We start from the raw sequence: 15,770 nt of genomic DNA on the forward strand, positions 1-15,770 counted from the left end.
CTGCATCGCGCCGCTTTTCAAAATTATTCCCGCGAGATCAAACGCGCCGCCACGGCAGGCCTCGCGTTGTGCCACAATTCTTCAACGATAGAACACCGCCAGGAAGTCTTTGGCGAACCCTCCAAGCGTTAGATGCCACGGATTAGGACGCAGCCGATAGCCTCCCGATTGGCAAAGTTCCAGCAGCGCCGCTGCTCGATCTCCAACATGCTGCCCACCATAGAGCTTCGAGCGGAGAGCATGCAGACTTGAAAAGCGCGCGTAACTCTGGGCAGCCGTATCGATCTTTTTTCTTTGCTGCTCCGTAACCTTCGGATCGGCCTGGAGGCTCGACAGGACACGCACCCGCTCCAGCGAGTACCGAACGTAGCGCTCGTATTCCTCACGCCCCAAGTTGATTCTGTTGCTCAAGGCCTTGATCATCGACTCCTTCTTTTTGCGGCCCGTCACGTTACTCGAGTGCTGCCTGTAGTGAGCATAGACATTACTTTCATAGAAGACGCACCCGATGACACAGGCAATCAGGAAATAATACTCGTCATGCGCCATCAACGTTTTGGCGTCGACAGACGGATTTCTCCAATGATCACTGAACTGCAACAATTCTTTGCGGAACATCTGAGTGAAGCCGAGGCTCAAGGCCGAAGGACGCATCTGATCAAACGTATAGCTTCCGGCACGAGGGAGCATCTGCCATCTATCTCCCAATTCGCTGCCGTCCTCGCTCAACAGCATCACGTCGTGGCTTGAAAGAAGAACGGCGGGATCTTCGAAGATCTTGCGTTGAGCCTCAAGCTTTCCTGGAAGCCAAACATCGTCCTGATCCGCAAAAGCGATCAAATCACCGGAGCAAAGACTGGCGCATTTCATAAAATTGGCCTTATAGCCAAACTTCTCGTCGTTCTTCCACACACGAACAGGAAACGGGGCCGTTGCGGCAAATTCGCTTATCAGATCTAAGGTGCGATCGGTCGATCCGTCATCGGTGACGATCAATTCGCTCGGCAGGACTGTCTGGGATTTTAGGCTTGCTAATTGCTCGCGAATAAAGCGTTCGCCGTTGTATGTCGCCATCGCGATCGAGATCGTAGTCATGTCAATTCTCATACATGGTCTCGCTGAGACCAAGACGCAGTACAGCCTATTTGGCTCTTCTGACCCAAATCGCTTGAGCAGCCTCAGTCAGAGCAAATTGAAGCCGATAGATTAACGGATATGTGTTTACCAACCATAGCATGGCGCGGACGGGCAAACCAGTTTAAACCGCCGGACTCTGCATGAGTTATCTATTCGCAGCCTTATCCTTGGACGCGAGTCCGCAATCGGTTAACCACGGGCTTCAGCGATGAAGTTTGCATCAGGCGCGGATGGCGCAAATCTTTGCAGGTCCTTATGACTTGCCCTTATTCGAGCGTTAAGCGACTATGCACCTCGTTGATCGGAGCGAATACATGATTGCGAAGCTGCTTACAGCATATAGAGAAGGTGGCTTTTCTGAAGCCTCCTTGCGTTTGCTTTCTTATTGCTACCGAACAATTCGACCGATTCTGCCAAACCACGGTCATTATTGCTACGCCGGGGTCCCCGTCGAGCGTCGCAAATTGGGCGATGAACTGTTCCAGGTCGCACATGCTCACAGGGATGAGCCAGGCTACGAACAAGCGCTTGTTTCAGCTTTGAGGGCCCACGTCCGGACCGGCGACGACATCGTCATAGTTGGCGTTGGGATGGGTGTCACCTGCGTTGTCGCGGCCATGAAGTCGGAGATAGGGCATGTGGAGTGCTTCGAAGGAAACTCGGAAGGCTTGGAAAAGTTGATCCGCGTAGCTCGGCTGAACCAAGTCTCCGACCGGATCAAGGCACATCATGCAGTTGTCGGTAAAGCTATAAGCGTTTACGGAGCGGAAAGCTCCTTAGCCACGGCGGTAATTCGTGCAAATGAGTTGCCTCCATGCGATTTCTTAGAGCTCGATTGTGAAGGCGCGGAGATGTTGATCTTACGAGAAATGACCATTCAGCCACGCGTAATCGCGGTCGAAACGCACGGATTTCTTGGAGCTCCGACTGACGAGGTACGGCGCCTTCTTGAAGCACGAGGATATCAGGTCGAAGATCTCGGCTGGGCCGAGCCGCGGTACTTAGAAGCTTGTGCCAAAAATGATATCAAGGTGCTCGTGGGAGTGCTCGGCATCTGATCGTTTCGGTCAGGTGATTCCCCTTGTGGCCGAGTGCCGCCTCAGAAAATGGCAGTTTTGACTATGGCTCGATCCCGTCTCCGATTGAACGTGTTTCACAATCTTTGGGGCGTAGCCTTACCATTGATTGCTGCTCTGGTTACGGTCCCGCCCTACTTGCGAGCCCTGGGCGAGGAGCGTTACGGTATTCTGTCGCTAATATGGGTTCTCTTCGGCTATTTTGGGCTCTTTGATTTCGGCTTGTCGCGCTCCACAGCAAACAGATTGGCGAAGATCGGAGAAGGTGAACCTGAGCGCCGCGAAATAATTTTCAAGACCTCCTTGCTGATGAATTTAGCTCTAGGATTGATTGGCGCGTTTTCCTTCGCAATTGTGTCACATCTCACACTGACGTTTATCGTCAAGGGATCTGAATCCTTTCACATTGAGATCCTCCATGCGCTTCCGCTGGCTGCCCTACTGTTGCCCATCACCTTGGTGGGCAACACTTTTGTTGGCAGGCTCCAGGCGGAGGAGAGATTCTACGCTTTGAACGGCATCCAGTCTTTTGGCGCGGTGGCGATGCAACTATTGCCACTCGGGTTCATCTATCTAGTTCATATCAGCCTAAGCGTCGCGATGCTTGGATGTCTGGTGGCGCGCTCTCTTTGGGTTTTCGCGCTATTCCTAACAGTGGCTCGTACGAAGCACCCGGGCCGCGCATCGTTTGCCCCCGCAGAGGCGAAGGAATTGATCAAATACGGCGCCTGGCTAACTGTCACAAATGTCGTCGGTCCTATATTGGTTAGTCTTGATCAATTCATGATTGCTTACGTTCTCGGGAGTGGAGCGGTGGCACGGTATTCCATTCCATTCAATTTCGCGCAGAAAGCTACGATATTGCCGGGGGCGGTTACACAGGCATTATTCCCCCGCCTCTCGAGTCTAAGCGGTGCCGAAGCTCAGGAAATGGCTAATCGCTCGCTCGTAGCGGTCGGCGGCATCATGGCTCTGATATGCGCGCCGGCTATTCTGCTCGCCGATTTCGGTCTCTCCCTTTGGATTAGCCCAGAGTTTGCGCACGCCGCCAGCAACGTCGCTCGCACGATTCTATTCGGCATTTGGATCAACGGACTCGCCTATATTCCTTCTTGCCTTCTTCAGGCACAAGGGCGCGTCGACATAACCGCACGCTTTCACGTGATAGAGCTTGTGCCTTTCGTGCTTATTCTTTTTGTCCTGCTTCATTTCTTCGGATTGCAGGGAGCCGCATTCGCGTGGGTCATACGCGTGTCGATCGATGCAGCCTTGCTTTTTGGCGTAACTTCCTTCGGTCGGGCAACGGCACTCGGATTGTTGCCTAGCGGTGCACTCATGGCTGTCGCTTGGCTAGGCGCCCTCTGGGCGCAGCCTACGACCTTGGTCGCGCTCTCATTGGCTTTGACTTGTTCGGTAGTTGCAGTCGGTTCTCTGCTGCTCACAACCCCATATGCAAGGCAGGCGCTGCATCTACTTCTTCCCGGTCGCGCCACTCACTAGACGAATAGGCACCTCTTAGAAGCAGTTTGAAAGATTCGCCCCGCCGTGCCGCGGAGTCGTGGACTACGGCCAATGGGGCTGGAGAACCACGAGTACCGTGCGCGAAGTGCCAGGTGGAGACTGCATTGCTGCGATCGAGTGCTGTTTAGGGTTGACTTCATTTGCGCTTCAATCGCTGCATTGAGCGCAATCGTAGAAGACTTGAAGAGCGCCTCGGAGCTGCAGGGGTAGCCGAGGAGTTAAGATTAATTGGCGGCCACAACGACAACACCCCTCCTATCCGGCGATAAGTCGTATCGGATGTGCCGCATCGGGGTTCCTTATTACCTGGCCCTATTTGATTGCCCTTATAATTGTGCTATGCAGCAAAAGCGAGTTAAGAAAGGTCCAATAATGGTTACAAAATCTGCTCTGGTCTGTGGTGCGGGCGGTTTTATCGGAAGCCATCTAGTCAAACGCCTCAAACGAGAGGGCTTTTGGGTACGCGGCGTAGATTTGAAGTATCCGCTGTTTGCTGAAACCGAAGCGGACGATTTCGCGATCGGCGACCTCCGCGATCAAAGCTTCTGCCGCCAGATCATCGATCGACGCTTCGACGAAGTGTATCAGCTCGCTGCGGACATGGGTGGGGCCGGGTACATCTTTACGGGAGAGCACGACGCCGATGTCATGCATAACTCCGCGACAATCAACCTGAACGTCCTGGACGCCTGCCAGAAGCGAAATGTCGCCGGCCTCTTCTACTCTTCGTCGGCCTGCATGTATCCCGAATACAATCAGAAGGACCCGGACAATCCGAATTGCGCCGAGGATTCGGCGTACCCCGCGGCGCCTGACAGCGAGTATGGCTGGGAGAAGCTCTTTTCCGAGCGGTTGTACCTCGCCTACAATCGCAACTACGCAATGCGAAATCGCGTGGCCCGCTATCACAACATCTTCGGCCCGGAGGGGACCTGGACCGGCGGCAAGGAGAAGGCTCCCGCTGCAGTCTGCCGCAAGGTCGCGCAGGCAGTCAGCGGATCAGAGGTTGAAATTTGGGGCGACGGAACTCAGACCCGCTCGTTCCTCTACATCGACGAATGTCTGGAAGGCACGATCCGCCTCACCAGGTCCGACTTCCAGGGGCCGGTGAATGTCGGATCCGACGAGATGGTGACGATCAATCAGCTCGTCGACATCGTCGCTGACATCGCGGGCAAGAAGCTCGCCAAAAAGCATATTCCCGGGCCCCTGGGCGTGCGCGGCCGCAATTCCGACAACCGCCTGATCCAAAGCAAGCTCGGCTGGAGGCCGTCGGCGTCGCTCCGCGCAGGTCTCGAGAAGACCTATGACTGGGTGGAACGGCAGGTGAGAAACAATCAACGTCCTGCAGGCTGAGCTCAAACGCGGGCCGCGGCATGATTACGATAGCTCGCGCGGAACCTGACGAGAGGGCGACCGTTGTCTGATGCGAATTCCCCCGCGGGGCAAATCGGTCAAACCAGAATATTGGGCGTTCCCATCAGCCTGACCGATCTCTCGCGAGCGTCCCGGCAGATCTCCGGTTGGGCGAGAGCCAAGACGCGCTCGTACGCCGTCTTCGTGCGCGACACTCCCTCTGTTGCCCTCGTCGCCGGAGAGCCGCACCTCTTGGCTCTTCACGAGAAGGCGAGCCTGGTGGTTGCCGATGGGCTGCCATTGGTGTGGACGTGCCGGATTTACGGCCGAGCCAAGGACATCAATCGCGTTCCCGGCGCCGACCTGGTCGATGAGATGTGCAAGCTCTCGCTTGTCACCGGTCAAAGCCACTATTTTTACGGGGGCAGACCGCAGGTAGCCCAACGGATGGCCGAAAAGCTGTCGGAGCGGTATCCCGGGCTCAAGATCGCTGGAATCTGCTGCCCTCCGATGTTGAACGTCGACGCGAATTTCCGCTTCGAAGGACCAAGCCTGCGGGACCTGGAAGCCATCCGCGACAGCGGAGCCGACTTCGTCTGGGTCGGAATCTCGACGCCCAAGCAGGAATACTGGATCGGAAAGGCGACCGAGCTCGTTCCCCAAGGGGTATTCCTCGGGGTCGGCGCCGCTTTCGACTTCCACGCCGGAAGCATACCTCGCGCTCCCAACTGGATGAAAAACAACGGCCTCGAGTGGTTCTATCGATTGTGCAAGGAGCCAAGGCGATTGTGGCGCCGCTATCTGGTCCTTGCGCCGATATTCGTCATCAAATCGACGGCCGAGTTCACCAGGCGCTCGTTCGAGCGAGGTCTGTGACCATGCTTGCGGACAGATAGGTGCTCCTTGCGCTTCAGCATCATCATTCCATGCCTCAATCGGGGACATGAGCTGCAAGCGGCGATCGAATCGTGCTTGAGCCAGAGCAATCCCGATTTTGAAGTCGTCGTCGTCGACGATGGCTCGACGCCGCCGCTTCAAGAACTCTGTAACGCTTTTGCGGACCCTCGGATCAGATATCACCGAAATACGTCAAACCTCGGCGTGTCAGCATCGAGAAACGTCGGGATCGATCTGGCGCAAGGTCAATTTGTCTCATTTCTCGATTCGGATGACATTTACCTGCCAAATCGCCTCGAGAGCCTGGAGCGATGCATCGCCTCCTGCGAGGCTCCACCCGAGATCGTTTTTCATCGCCAAAACCGCCTCATCGGCCCCGATGCGAGCGCGATGGTTTCACCCCGCCGGCTTCCCGCCCCCGGCGAGCGGCTCGACGACTATATTCTGATCCACGGACATTTCGTGCAAACGAACACCGTTATCGTCGACCGGCTCCTGGCCCGGAGAGTGAGATTTGACGAGCGATGCACAAGGCATGAGGACACGAAGTTCGTGATCGAATGCTGGCTTGAGTCGCGGAATTTCGCCGTCGATCCCGACGTTCTCTCGGAGTATCGCGACTATCGTCAAAGTTCGAGACTATCCAAACAGCAGGGTTTCGACCGCCTCCGCCCGATCCTCGATTTCGCGGAGCGCTCGTGCTCAACCCGCTCGTATCTCGGATTTGCAGCTTACTCGGTCGCCGAGAAATCCTTTTTCACCCACCCGATCAGAAACAGCAGGACACTCCTGCAGGCCTATCGGTCCGGTACGCCGCTTGCGAGATGTCTCATCTTCCTCGCCCGCAGCATATTCGGGACGGCCACCGTAGACCAGATCGTCCAACTCATTCGGCGGGGACGGATCCGGCTGCGTTCACAAATCAGCTTGCACACTCGCTAGTTGCTGCGGGAGACCACGTGGACGACATATCCGAGATCGACAGCCGCGCTGTGCATCATCATGGCAACATAGCGGGCGATGGCCAGCTCGCCGGCCAGCCGCATGCTCGCAAAGACTTGCCGAATATCACGCCCGATTCACATTTCGACGTTGCCTACATCGTCAATCACTACCCCAAGGTCAGCCATAGCTTCATCAGACGCGAGATACTGGAACTGGAACGCCTCGGACTGCGGGTTCTCCGCATTTCCGTTCGCGGCTGGGACGCTCCGCTCGTTGACCCCGCCGACGTTAGCGAGGCGGCAAAAACAATCTTCGTCTTGAAGCAAGGAATTGTGCGACTGTTGCTTGCATCCATCGTTCAAGCAATTTCCCATCCTGGACGCTTCTGGGCTGCTACGGTGACGGCTGTGAGGATGATGCGCGGGTCCGACCGGCCAGCCATATGGCACCTTTTCTATCTTGCGGAGGCGTGCTGGATAGCCGGCCAGATCGAAGGGCGCGCTGTTCCTCACTTGCACGCCCACTTTGGGACGAACTCAACCGAAGTGGCGGCCCTCACTTCAATTCTCGCGGGCGTGACATACAGCTTCACCGTCCACGGCCCCGAAGAATTCGACAAGTTACACTCACTGCATCTGGCCAGGAAGATCGAGCGTGCCGCGTTCGTCGTCGCCATTTCGTCCTTTTGTCGAAGCCAGCTGTATCGCGTTACGAACTTTCGCGCCTGGCCGAAGATCCACGTGGTTCATTGCGGGATCGATCAAGAATTCGGCGCGCTCGACGCAGGCGAAGCACCGATATCCAACACGCTCGTGTGCGTCGGTCGCCTCTGCGAACAGAAGGGGCAACTGCTCCTGGTCGAGACCATCGCGGAGCTCGTCAAGGAAGGAATTGGTGTTCGCCTGGTGCTTGTTGGAGACGGCGAGTTCCGAGAGCCTATCGAGCGCCTCATTTCGGAGAACGGCTTTGCCGACCACGTTCGCATCACCGGGTGGGCCACAGCCGCCGAGGTCAAGCAAGAGATCTTGAATGCCCGCGCCCTCATTCTGCCCAGCTTCGCGGAAGGCCTGCCTGTGGTTCTCATGGAGGCCATGGTTCTTGCAAAGCCCGTCTTGAGCACCTTCGTGGCCGGAATTCCCGAGTTGGTTATTGATGGGGGAACAGGATGGCTGTTCCCGGCAGGATCGAAGGCTGAGATGAAGACTGCGATCCGAAAATGTCTGGAAACGTCGCCAGAGACCTTGCTCTCAATGGGCAGGCGTGGCCGAGAACGAGCCCTTGCACGTCACGATCTTCGTATTCAGGGTAAGCTACTCGCTGACCTGTTTCAAACAGTTGCGCCTACGTCACAGACAGCGCGCATTTCACATAGGTGAGATTTTCACCGCGAATGAGGATCTCGAAGTCCCTCTTGGCCATTTCTCTTTGGAAGGTACGACTCGTGCGCTGTCCGGGGAGCATCCAATCGTGCGGTTCGATGTAGACGACGTAGGTGTCGTCGAGCCATTCGACATTGTTCGCGAACAAATCGGCTTCAAATCCCTCGATGTCGATTTTCGCGATAAAGGGGATCCCATTTGGGACCGACCCGAATGCTCCCCGCATTGTGACAACCGGCACCCCTGATGCCGCACGCTCCGTCCGAGCAGCCCACCCAAGCCCGTCATTCTTCACGGAGACAAAACCCTCCGTTGATCCAATCGCGGCGCGTAGCGCGGTAATGTTTTTGTTTTTCTCTACGTTCTTCAGCAAGACTGCGAAGTTACCGGGCTCGGGTTCAACCGCCACGACATGAGCGTTGGGAAATTGCGAGCTGAAGAACACCGTCGCAGCCCCGATATTTGCTCCAGCATCAACGATTACGGGTATCTTTCCACTGCCCAGAATCTCGTTGTATCTGTTGAGAATGGCTCGCCCGGTCGGCCAATTGAAGCCAATGTCATACCCCTTGTCCCGGAACACCTGGCGAACCGCCGCAACGTCGCTTTCTCCGGCTCTCATGTGAAGGCGACCAAACGATTCTAGTGAAACGGACGCGGTGTCGGCGCCAGTGATACGCGGCACATGACGGCCCAAGAAGCGCGGACCAAAAGCCATCAGATCCAGCAGGTTCTCATGCAGTCGCGAACGCATGGCGAAACTCCTCTCAAGAGGTCGAGCGCAGCACTACGAATCATGGAATGCACCATGGCCAACACCGAGGGGCCGAGTTCCCTTAGGAGGTAAGACTCACCGGACCGTGTTGTAGCCCATCCGCTTCTTTGCACCGCGAACCTTATCCCTGACGAACTTTTGCGTTCTTTCGAGGGCAGCAGCGACATGTGCCGCCGCCTGAATCCTAGGTCCGATCTGATCCGGAGGAACATTGCTCGCGAGCGAATAAGCCGCCAGTCGATACTCAGGACTAAACAGGTAAGGTCCTGCAAAATGACAAATGGCCGGCGACACCAGCCCGTCGTATCGCTCAAAGGTGCATCCGCCGCCCAGAGGATTTATCGCGATCTTCCCTTTCAACCCGGTTGGCGTCCGCATAAGGCGTCCTTCGTCGCTATACAAATCATCTACGCCGAGCTTCGCGAGTGCGAGCGCCAAGACGGTTTCCTCACCCGGTCCGGAATTATCGAAGGCCTTAATCCCGTAGTCGCGATAGTCGCGATGGATTTCCCTCGCGCCTTCAAAAATGTCGTTCGACAAGTGACCATTGCGAAAGAAATAGATGCCTCCGTTGAACTTCGGAAACTTCGATCCGCCTATCATTTTCAGGGTCGCCGACAGATCCTCCAAATATTCATCATGGCCATCTGCGGGCGTCCACCGTTCGAGGGCCGGGGTGAATTCGAAACGACGAATCTGCTCAAGCTCCTCCCAAAACGGCCTCGTTACGATGCAATCTGAATCAATGAAAAGCGTCTGCTTGAATGGCGTATATCGGTCTAGATGCACCTTCTGAACGACACCAACGGGCACGTCCGCCAGGGGAGGAATGACGAATTCCGCAGTCGCTTCGAACCTTTGACTATCCGTCACGATCGCAAATGGCAGGTTCGGCATATTTCGTCGAAGCGAAGAAGCCAGAATCTCAGCTTGTCTCAAATATCGCTCATGTCCGATAGCAATCGTGATGACTCCGACGTCGGCCTTGTCCATATACGGCGTTCCCTACTCGAAGATCGTTTCCTGACCTGTCGCAATAAGCTTTAGTTGATCTATGGCCAGGTCGTCCGTGAGAATGGCAAAAGCCAGCCCCGGCACACCCATTGCAAAATATAGCTACTCGCGTTGGAAGAAGTTTGATAGTGAAGCATAATCCTACAACTCTAAAACTCATCTAGGTATTGACAAGCTTTAGGCGAACCTGGATTTCCGAATTCTTTTTAGGCCGATGTCGAAAGTAAGTATATACATACCGACGCATAATCGGCAGAAGCTTCTCGAACGAGCGCTGAATTCAGTGCGCGCGCAAACATTTCGTGACCTCGAAATCATTGTCGTCAACGATGCATCCACGGATTCGACAAGGGACTACCTCGACCAGATCGTCCTCACTGAACCGCGTCTGGTGGTCGTTCATTCCGATGAGCCAGCGGGTGCCGCCGCCGCCCGCAATATCGCATTAAAACGAGCGACGGGAGAACTCGCCACCGGGCTAGACGACGATGATGAATTTAAGCCTGGTCGGGTCGAGGCGCTACTAGCCGAGTGGAGCGAGCTGGCCCCTGCGCACGACCACATCTCTTGCTTGTTCACCGACAGCATCATGAGCGACGGGACGCGCGCGTTTACTACGATCGACCGAAAATCGGAGGTGAGCTATATTGATCTTTTCCGCCACAACTTCATAGGCAACCAAATTTTTTGCCCGACGAAGCGGCTATTGTCCGTTGGAGGGTTCGACGAATCCCTTCCCGCCTGGGAGGATCTCGAATTGTTCATGAGGCTGGTGAAGCGTTACGGAGCAGCCCGTCGCCTAGCAGGTGAAGCCAGCTACATTTGTCATATTGAAGCCAATCGAGCGAGAATCTCCTCGAATAAAGCAAAACACATCCGTGCGTTTGAACAGATCATAGAGAAGGCGTCAGACCAGCCGTCAGAGCGTCACTCCGAGCTATTCCTTCAGTTGTTCTCGTCGTTCTACGGCACCATTCCATCGGTCTCAGATTGGCGCAGAATGCTGGAACTAAAAGCGCCTCCGTATTTGCTGGCGAAGCTCTTGAGAGCAGCGCTGAGAAACAGTCTCAAGAAGCATCTAACAGCGTGAGGCGCTAGCCTTTCCTGAGGGAGATGCCAAAAACGCGCCTTCAGGCTGATCGGCTTGAGAGCTGCTCGCACGCATCCGACTATATCTCAATGCGAGATCTGCGCCGAACATACTCCAGATGTACCAATTATAAGCCAGATAGTAAGGGATGTTATCAGCATAATTCACGACGAGATTCGCAGCCACCAAACAGCAGATCACCCAGCCCTGCTTGGTGTAGTTTTCTCTTCGATGGAGAATCAAAATACCTACGCTCACGTATAACCAAGCGTACGTTAAAAGCCCAATCAGGCCAATTTCATAAATCGCCTGAACGTAGCCGCTATGAGCCTCCGTGGCGCCCAATGGAAAAAATGCCGCTGAATTGTCGTGAAACGAATTGAACCCTTTCCCCATTAGACGATCATTTGCTGAATGCTCGAGCGCTGCGCCCCAAAGCTTTTGCCGCCAAACATATGAGTTGACCACAACCAACCCACGCTCGACCTCATCAAAGGTAACGTTTTGCGTGGCTTCCACGTTTGTGATGCGGTCAGCAATCGGCGGCACCAGTAGCAGCATTGGGATTGCCGGCAGGGCCAAGAGGAGTTTCCGGTTGACGACGATTGCGTAAATCATGGCCACAATGGCCGCTGCACCCCACGCATTTCGAGTCTGAGTGAAAAGCAACAGGGCGAGCTGCAGCACGCTGTATGCCCCTAAGACATACCTTTTCAGCAAGCTCGGGCGCTTCGCGTGCCAATAGTAAAGAATCGCGATGAGGACGCTGAGTATATAGAACGCAAAGATGTTCGGATGACCTAGCGTCCCCTGTATGCGATCTGAAAAACCTTCGGTGGCAACTTGATAGAAGGCCACGGCGGATGGGATGATAGAGGACAGGATAACGCACTTGAAGAGCAAGACGACATCCCGCTCGCTCCTGAGCAACAAGAGGGACGCAGTGAAGATTGCCGGATAAGAAACCATGCTGAGAAAGAAGCGAACAGCACCAAAAGCATCGGTCGCATAAGTCAATGATATGCCGGAAATCGCAAGATACGGTCCCCACACGAGGAATGGAATTTTGGCGCTTGTTTGCGGACGAAGTAGAAGACTAAGAAGCGCTAGGCAGATTGCCGCTACGTTCAAGATCGCTCCAGGAGAAAGCCCCCCTCCTTCGACACGAGACTCAAGTATGAGGCCATCCGCCGGCGTCCTAACCAACAAAAGAAATAAGAGTGAATAGCGCAATATCCGCGTCATCAACTGTCCCTGTGTAACTAGGCCATCTCAAGCACCAGCTTGATGCCCGCTGGCGGTCCGGGCCGTCCGCGAACGATCACAGAGGTTGTCGACGCATCAATGGGCCAACGCACCTTCACCTCATCACCCACTTTCATGTCGAGCGCCGAAAACAGGATTTGGCCTGTCGCCGTCGATCGGATTTCAATGCCAGCGCTGCCTCCCCCGTACCCCTCAACCCTGACTTGATAGAGGGCTTCCGGCACAGGGTTCTGATACCAAGTCCCACTCATCCACTGAAACCATGGCTCTTTCGCTCGCTCATCTCGCAGGCGCAGCGTGGCCCGGTAAACAAGGGGGCTCGAAAGCTCGGAAAACAAGAACAAGCCAGATGTTGTCTCATAGCCGCCTTCACCGCGCCCTGAACTTCCATCCCTTGCCCACGGCCCCCTCATCGACAAGAGATTCATTCGCTCCCACGGTTGTGGGGAGAACTCTTTGCCCTCGGCATCCAGCCATCGTCCGACAGACTTAACTGGGCGTAAGCTGTCTCGGATCTTAGTCAAATCTTCCGCCCAAGACGTGTGCCAGATACCGCCTTTGCTCACGTACTGGGACCACTCGCCTCCAATTTCACCAGCGAAGCCGAACGTTCCCACCGTCTGGTCTATCAGCCTCGCGCCGAAAATCTTCAGAGTTCGCGCGATCGCCCGCGCATTGGGCCATACCAATTGCTCCGGGTCGAAATCCGGCGGCAACAAAAAGAGGGTGCCCATGGGAAATTCTCCCGAATAACGCTGATATCCATTGCGATCTTCCAGCGTCGACGGAAACACAGGGCCGGACCTGAAGACGTTGGCATGAGCCACTACGGCCAACGCGTGAGGTACTACGTCGACACCGACCTCATGAGCGCGCAGCATTCCGCTGGTGGACGGGGTACCTGACGCCCTAGGACCATCCGGACGCTCAGGCGAGCCCCAACCTGTGCCATTAACGCTCGTACAGGTGTATTTGCCGGCTCGCCACGCCGCGCTCTCCGCATCGTACATAAGGCGGTAGAACGAATGTATGGTTCCAGTAGCTTCATCCAGGACTTCGCAATGGCCGTCGGAACCCTTGGCGGGCACCACGCCTTCTGGAAAACGAGGTATCAAGACGTCTCTTGTCCTGAGCTCGTCCGCTACCCAGACGCCGCGTGGATTGTCTCGGCCCCGAATGAGAACCGGACCATCGCTGGCCCCAGCTCGGAACAATCTCGACCCCCACTGAGGGGACTGTTCCAGGTAGGCCCTATTATTTTGAGATGGGATCCTTGCATCCCGAAGTTCTGGATCCAGCGGCCTCGCGTTCCACAGCGACTTGGGACCGAACAGCCGCTGAAAGTTTGCTTCGGACGACCTCATCTCCTTTGCGAGGAAGGACGTCGAGGCCAAGATCGCTGTTCCTGTCAGCAGTGTCCGACGATTGATCCGAAAGTCCGCCATGCATGCCCTTGCGGTAAGCTACTTCCAATTCCTAAGTTGCGCGCTTCCTGAGCAGCCGCTTCAATCTACGGACTGGAACAACAGCTGACCGAATTAATGGCAGTCGGTCCAAAATCGATGTCGTTTGGACATCGGTTCGCGACGGTCTTTGATACCCAAGTTTAGGCCACGCGACGAAATACCGGAACATAGGGTACTCGCGCCCGAAGTGTGTGTAGGCGGCGTCAATACCCCGCGACGCCCCGACGGGATCTCGCTCAAGATGTTCTATCTCCTGGCGCAGGTAGGGCACGATCGCCGAGATTGCCCTCTTGTTGAACGCAACAAAGTGAGTTCCGCGAATCCAGCTGCCCGACGGCACCTGCTGGACCGGCTCCGAGGCACCTTCATCGCATATGAGATCTTCGTGACCTCCGAAAAAGAAATCCCAATCCTTTCGACCCAATGTTTCCAACGCTGACGGTAAAGCGCGCTCAATGTTGCCAATGAAGTCACAGTCATCCTCAAGGATCAAAACGTTCTCAAAACCCTTCGACAGCGCTTCTTCCAGCACAGCCAAATGGCTGTAATAGCAACCCTTCGCTCCGATAGACGGAAATGGATAAGCCTCATCAAATCTAGAGGCATCGTGAAATTTGAGCGGGCCATGGTCCGGTGCTAAGCCGAGACGGGCGAGTTCGGCCCCCATCTCTCGACGTCGATCGTCGCGCGATTTCAGGCTGATAACTCTTACTGCGCTAAAAAAGTTTGCAAGTGCCCGACCTGCCGGCGTCGGTCTCAGTTCGGCATTCATCCGATTTCCAATCTCGAGCGCTCCAGCTATACACCGCCCTTTATAAAATTTCGGACTGTCGCGCGCAACAGTCGCGCGAACACTTGAGGTTTTGCGCGCCAAGCCAGCACACGCTGCCAGTCTGAAAGCGAAGGTACGGTCCCATAAAAGGGAGAAAACAGCTGCAAGAACAGGAGCTGATGCTGCTCGGACCCCTCCTCGAAATTCTTCGAGACGATCCTTTCAAAGGCTTCGCGGCGACTTTCAACCTTCATGGATATGCGCGAAAGGCCCCGTTCAACGTGGTAGATATAACTCGGGTCCGTTGTTCGCTGGGCGACACCATAGCGCTTCAACAGGCGCATGAACAAATCGAGATCCTGCCAAGCGGGCAAGTTTTCGTCGAAGCCCCCTATCTCCACTAACCTGGATGTCGGGCAAAAAACCTGATTGCCGATGAAATTGTGCCTAAATAGATCCCGGTATTCGACTTGCGACCTTCTGTCGGTCGTAACCGCTGAACTACTTCCGTTTGTCACTACGCTGTCTGAAAACAGACACGCGGTTCGCGTAGAGGCAAAGCTACCCCAGGCGTTGACAAATGCTTCAATTCGCCTCGGCCGGAACTCATCGTCATCATCCAAGCCGGTTATGAACTGCCCCCGGGCGGAGCGGATCGCCAAATTTCGAGCCCGCGGCGCTCCCCCAGCCACCCGTTGATTGAACACGACCAACCTCGGTTCAATGTTCATCATACTCCGAAGATATTCATGCGTATCGTCGGACGAAGCGTCGTCAACCACGATAATTTCGATGTCTTGGTGGGTTTGGCTACGAACAGAGGCAATGGCGCGCTCAAGCAGCAGCCGACGGTTCCGAGTGGGAATGTAAACACTTACAAGAGTCATCGTAATTGCATTGCCAGAGATCTGCCGGGCTGTTTGTACACCCGCCTTAGTTACTTCTTGTTCTTTTCGGATTGCACACGCGTTGAATCAACAGACCCGGGCTCACGGCAGGCGCTAAACCCACCCTGAATATTATCGAGATCCCATTTGGGAATCATTGCGCTACATGGGTCGCAGCCAATATGCCAC

Annotated in this window: 14 protein-coding genes; 7 read left to right on the top strand and 7 right to left on the bottom strand. The window is 55.3% G+C overall.

From position 1 onward, the window contains the following. Positions 1–81: 81 nt before the first annotated feature. Complete coding sequence (locus AAFG16_RS38040) at positions 82–1,095, bottom strand: glycosyltransferase (protein WP_342733632.1); 1,014 nt, start codon at positions 1,093–1,095, stop codon at positions 82–84. A gap of 356 nt (positions 1,096–1,451) precedes the next feature. On the opposite strand from AAFG16_RS38040, the gene AAFG16_RS38045 reads away from it, so the two are divergent. From AAFG16_RS38045 to AAFG16_RS38070, 6 genes are all read left to right on the top strand, one after another. Beyond that, a complete protein-coding gene (locus AAFG16_RS38045; RefSeq protein ID WP_342733634.1) occupies positions 1,452–2,195 on the top strand; it encodes an FkbM family methyltransferase in 744 nt (247 codons plus the stop codon). 90 nt (positions 2,196–2,285) lie between these two features. Then, a complete protein-coding gene (locus tag AAFG16_RS38050) occupies positions 2,286–3,713 on the top strand; it encodes a flippase (RefSeq protein ID WP_342733636.1) in 1,428 nt (475 codons plus the stop codon). A 393-nt stretch (positions 3,714–4,106) separates the two neighbouring features. Next, entirely contained in the window at positions 4,107–5,090 is a 984-nt protein-coding gene (locus tag AAFG16_RS38055) for an NAD-dependent epimerase/dehydratase family protein (RefSeq protein ID WP_342733638.1), read from the top strand. A gap of 63 nt (positions 5,091–5,153) precedes the next feature. After that, on the top strand, positions 5,154–5,966 hold the full coding sequence (locus AAFG16_RS38060; RefSeq protein ID WP_342733640.1) for a WecB/TagA/CpsF family glycosyltransferase: 813 nt from the start codon (positions 5,154–5,156) through the stop codon (positions 5,964–5,966). A gap of 27 nt (positions 5,967–5,993) precedes the next feature. Continuing rightward, positions 5,994–6,929 (top strand): glycosyltransferase, encoded by a 936-nt coding sequence (locus tag AAFG16_RS38065; RefSeq protein ID WP_342733642.1) that lies wholly within the window; start codon positions 5,994–5,996, stop codon positions 6,927–6,929. 17 nt (positions 6,930–6,946) lie between these two features. Next, on the top strand, positions 6,947–8,308 hold the full coding sequence (locus AAFG16_RS38070) for a glycosyltransferase family 4 protein (protein WP_342733644.1): 1,362 nt from the start codon (positions 6,947–6,949) through the stop codon (positions 8,306–8,308). On the opposite strand, the gene AAFG16_RS38075 is transcribed toward AAFG16_RS38070, so the two are convergent. Together AAFG16_RS38075 and AAFG16_RS38080 are read right to left on the bottom strand one after the other, a co-directional pair. Beyond that, positions 8,274–9,065 carry an FkbM family methyltransferase gene (locus tag AAFG16_RS38075; protein ID WP_342733646.1) on the bottom strand — a complete coding sequence of 264 codons (792 nt, stop codon included), beginning with the start codon at positions 9,063–9,065 and terminating at the stop codon, positions 8,274–8,276. The two genes, AAFG16_RS38070 and AAFG16_RS38075, sit on opposite strands and share 35 nt — an antisense overlap. Positions 9,066–9,161: 96 nt before the next feature. Then, entirely contained in the window at positions 9,162–10,079 is a 918-nt protein-coding gene (locus tag AAFG16_RS38080) for a hypothetical protein (RefSeq protein ID WP_342733648.1), read from the bottom strand. 235 nt (positions 10,080–10,314) lie between these two features. Between AAFG16_RS38080 and AAFG16_RS38085 the strand changes: the two genes are divergently transcribed. After that, on the top strand, positions 10,315–11,190 hold the full coding sequence (locus AAFG16_RS38085; protein WP_342733650.1) for a glycosyltransferase: 876 nt from the start codon (positions 10,315–10,317) through the stop codon (positions 11,188–11,190). Here AAFG16_RS38085 and AAFG16_RS38090 read toward each other — a convergent pair. The 4 genes from AAFG16_RS38090 to AAFG16_RS38105 form a co-directional block, all read right to left on the bottom strand. After that, positions 11,179–12,435 carry an O-antigen ligase family protein gene (locus tag AAFG16_RS38090; protein WP_342733652.1) on the bottom strand — a complete coding sequence of 419 codons (1,257 nt, stop codon included), beginning with the start codon at positions 12,433–12,435 and terminating at the stop codon, positions 11,179–11,181. The genes AAFG16_RS38085 and AAFG16_RS38090 overlap by 12 nt on opposite strands. Before the next feature lie 17 nt (positions 12,436–12,452). After that, complete coding sequence (locus AAFG16_RS38095; protein ID WP_342733654.1) at positions 12,453–13,190, bottom strand: hypothetical protein; 738 nt, start codon at positions 13,188–13,190, stop codon at positions 12,453–12,455. A gap of 742 nt (positions 13,191–13,932) precedes the next feature. Continuing rightward, the gene (locus AAFG16_RS38100) at positions 13,933–14,694 is read right to left on the bottom strand and encodes a glycosyltransferase family 25 protein (protein ID WP_342733656.1); all 762 of its coding nucleotides are present in this window, start codon (positions 14,692–14,694) and stop codon (positions 13,933–13,935) included. A gap of 26 nt (positions 14,695–14,720) precedes the next feature. Then, the gene (locus AAFG16_RS38105) at positions 14,721–15,581 is read right to left on the bottom strand and encodes a glycosyltransferase (RefSeq protein ID WP_342733658.1); all 861 of its coding nucleotides are present in this window, start codon (positions 15,579–15,581) and stop codon (positions 14,721–14,723) included. Between the last annotated feature and the right edge of the window lie 189 nt (positions 15,582–15,770).

Source organism: Bradyrhizobium sp. B117, assembly GCF_038969555.1.
Lineage (GTDB): Bacteria > Pseudomonadota > Alphaproteobacteria > Rhizobiales > Xanthobacteraceae > Bradyrhizobium.

Coding starts and splice junctions, on each gene's coding strand:
- AAFG16_RS38105 (WP_342733658.1), bottom strand. CDS start 15,581: ATGACTCTTGTAAGTGTTTACATTCCCACTCGGAACCGTCGGCTGCTG.
- AAFG16_RS38080 (WP_342733648.1), bottom strand. CDS start 10,079: ATGGACAAGGCCGACGTCGGAGTCATCACGATTGCTATCGGACATGAG.
- AAFG16_RS38055 (WP_342733638.1), top strand. CDS start 4,107: ATGGTTACAAAATCTGCTCTGGTCTGTGGTGCGGGCGGTTTTATCGGA.
- AAFG16_RS38095 (WP_342733654.1), bottom strand. CDS start 13,190: ATGGGCACCCTCTTTTTGTTGCCGCCGGATTTCGACCCGGAGCAATTG.
- AAFG16_RS38100 (WP_342733656.1), bottom strand. CDS start 14,694: ATGAATGCCGAACTGAGACCGACGCCGGCAGGTCGGGCACTTGCAAAC.
- AAFG16_RS38045 (WP_342733634.1), top strand. CDS start 1,452: ATGATTGCGAAGCTGCTTACAGCATATAGAGAAGGTGGCTTTTCTGAA.
- AAFG16_RS38085 (WP_342733650.1), top strand. CDS start 10,315: ATGTCGAAAGTAAGTATATACATACCGACGCATAATCGGCAGAAGCTT.
- AAFG16_RS38075 (WP_342733646.1), bottom strand. CDS start 9,065: ATGCGTTCGCGACTGCATGAGAACCTGCTGGATCTGATGGCTTTTGGT.
- AAFG16_RS38040 (WP_342733632.1), bottom strand. CDS start 1,095: ATGACTACGATCTCGATCGCGATGGCGACATACAACGGCGAACGCTTT.
- AAFG16_RS38090 (WP_342733652.1), bottom strand. CDS start 12,435: ATGACGCGGATATTGCGCTATTCACTCTTATTTCTTTTGTTGGTTAGG.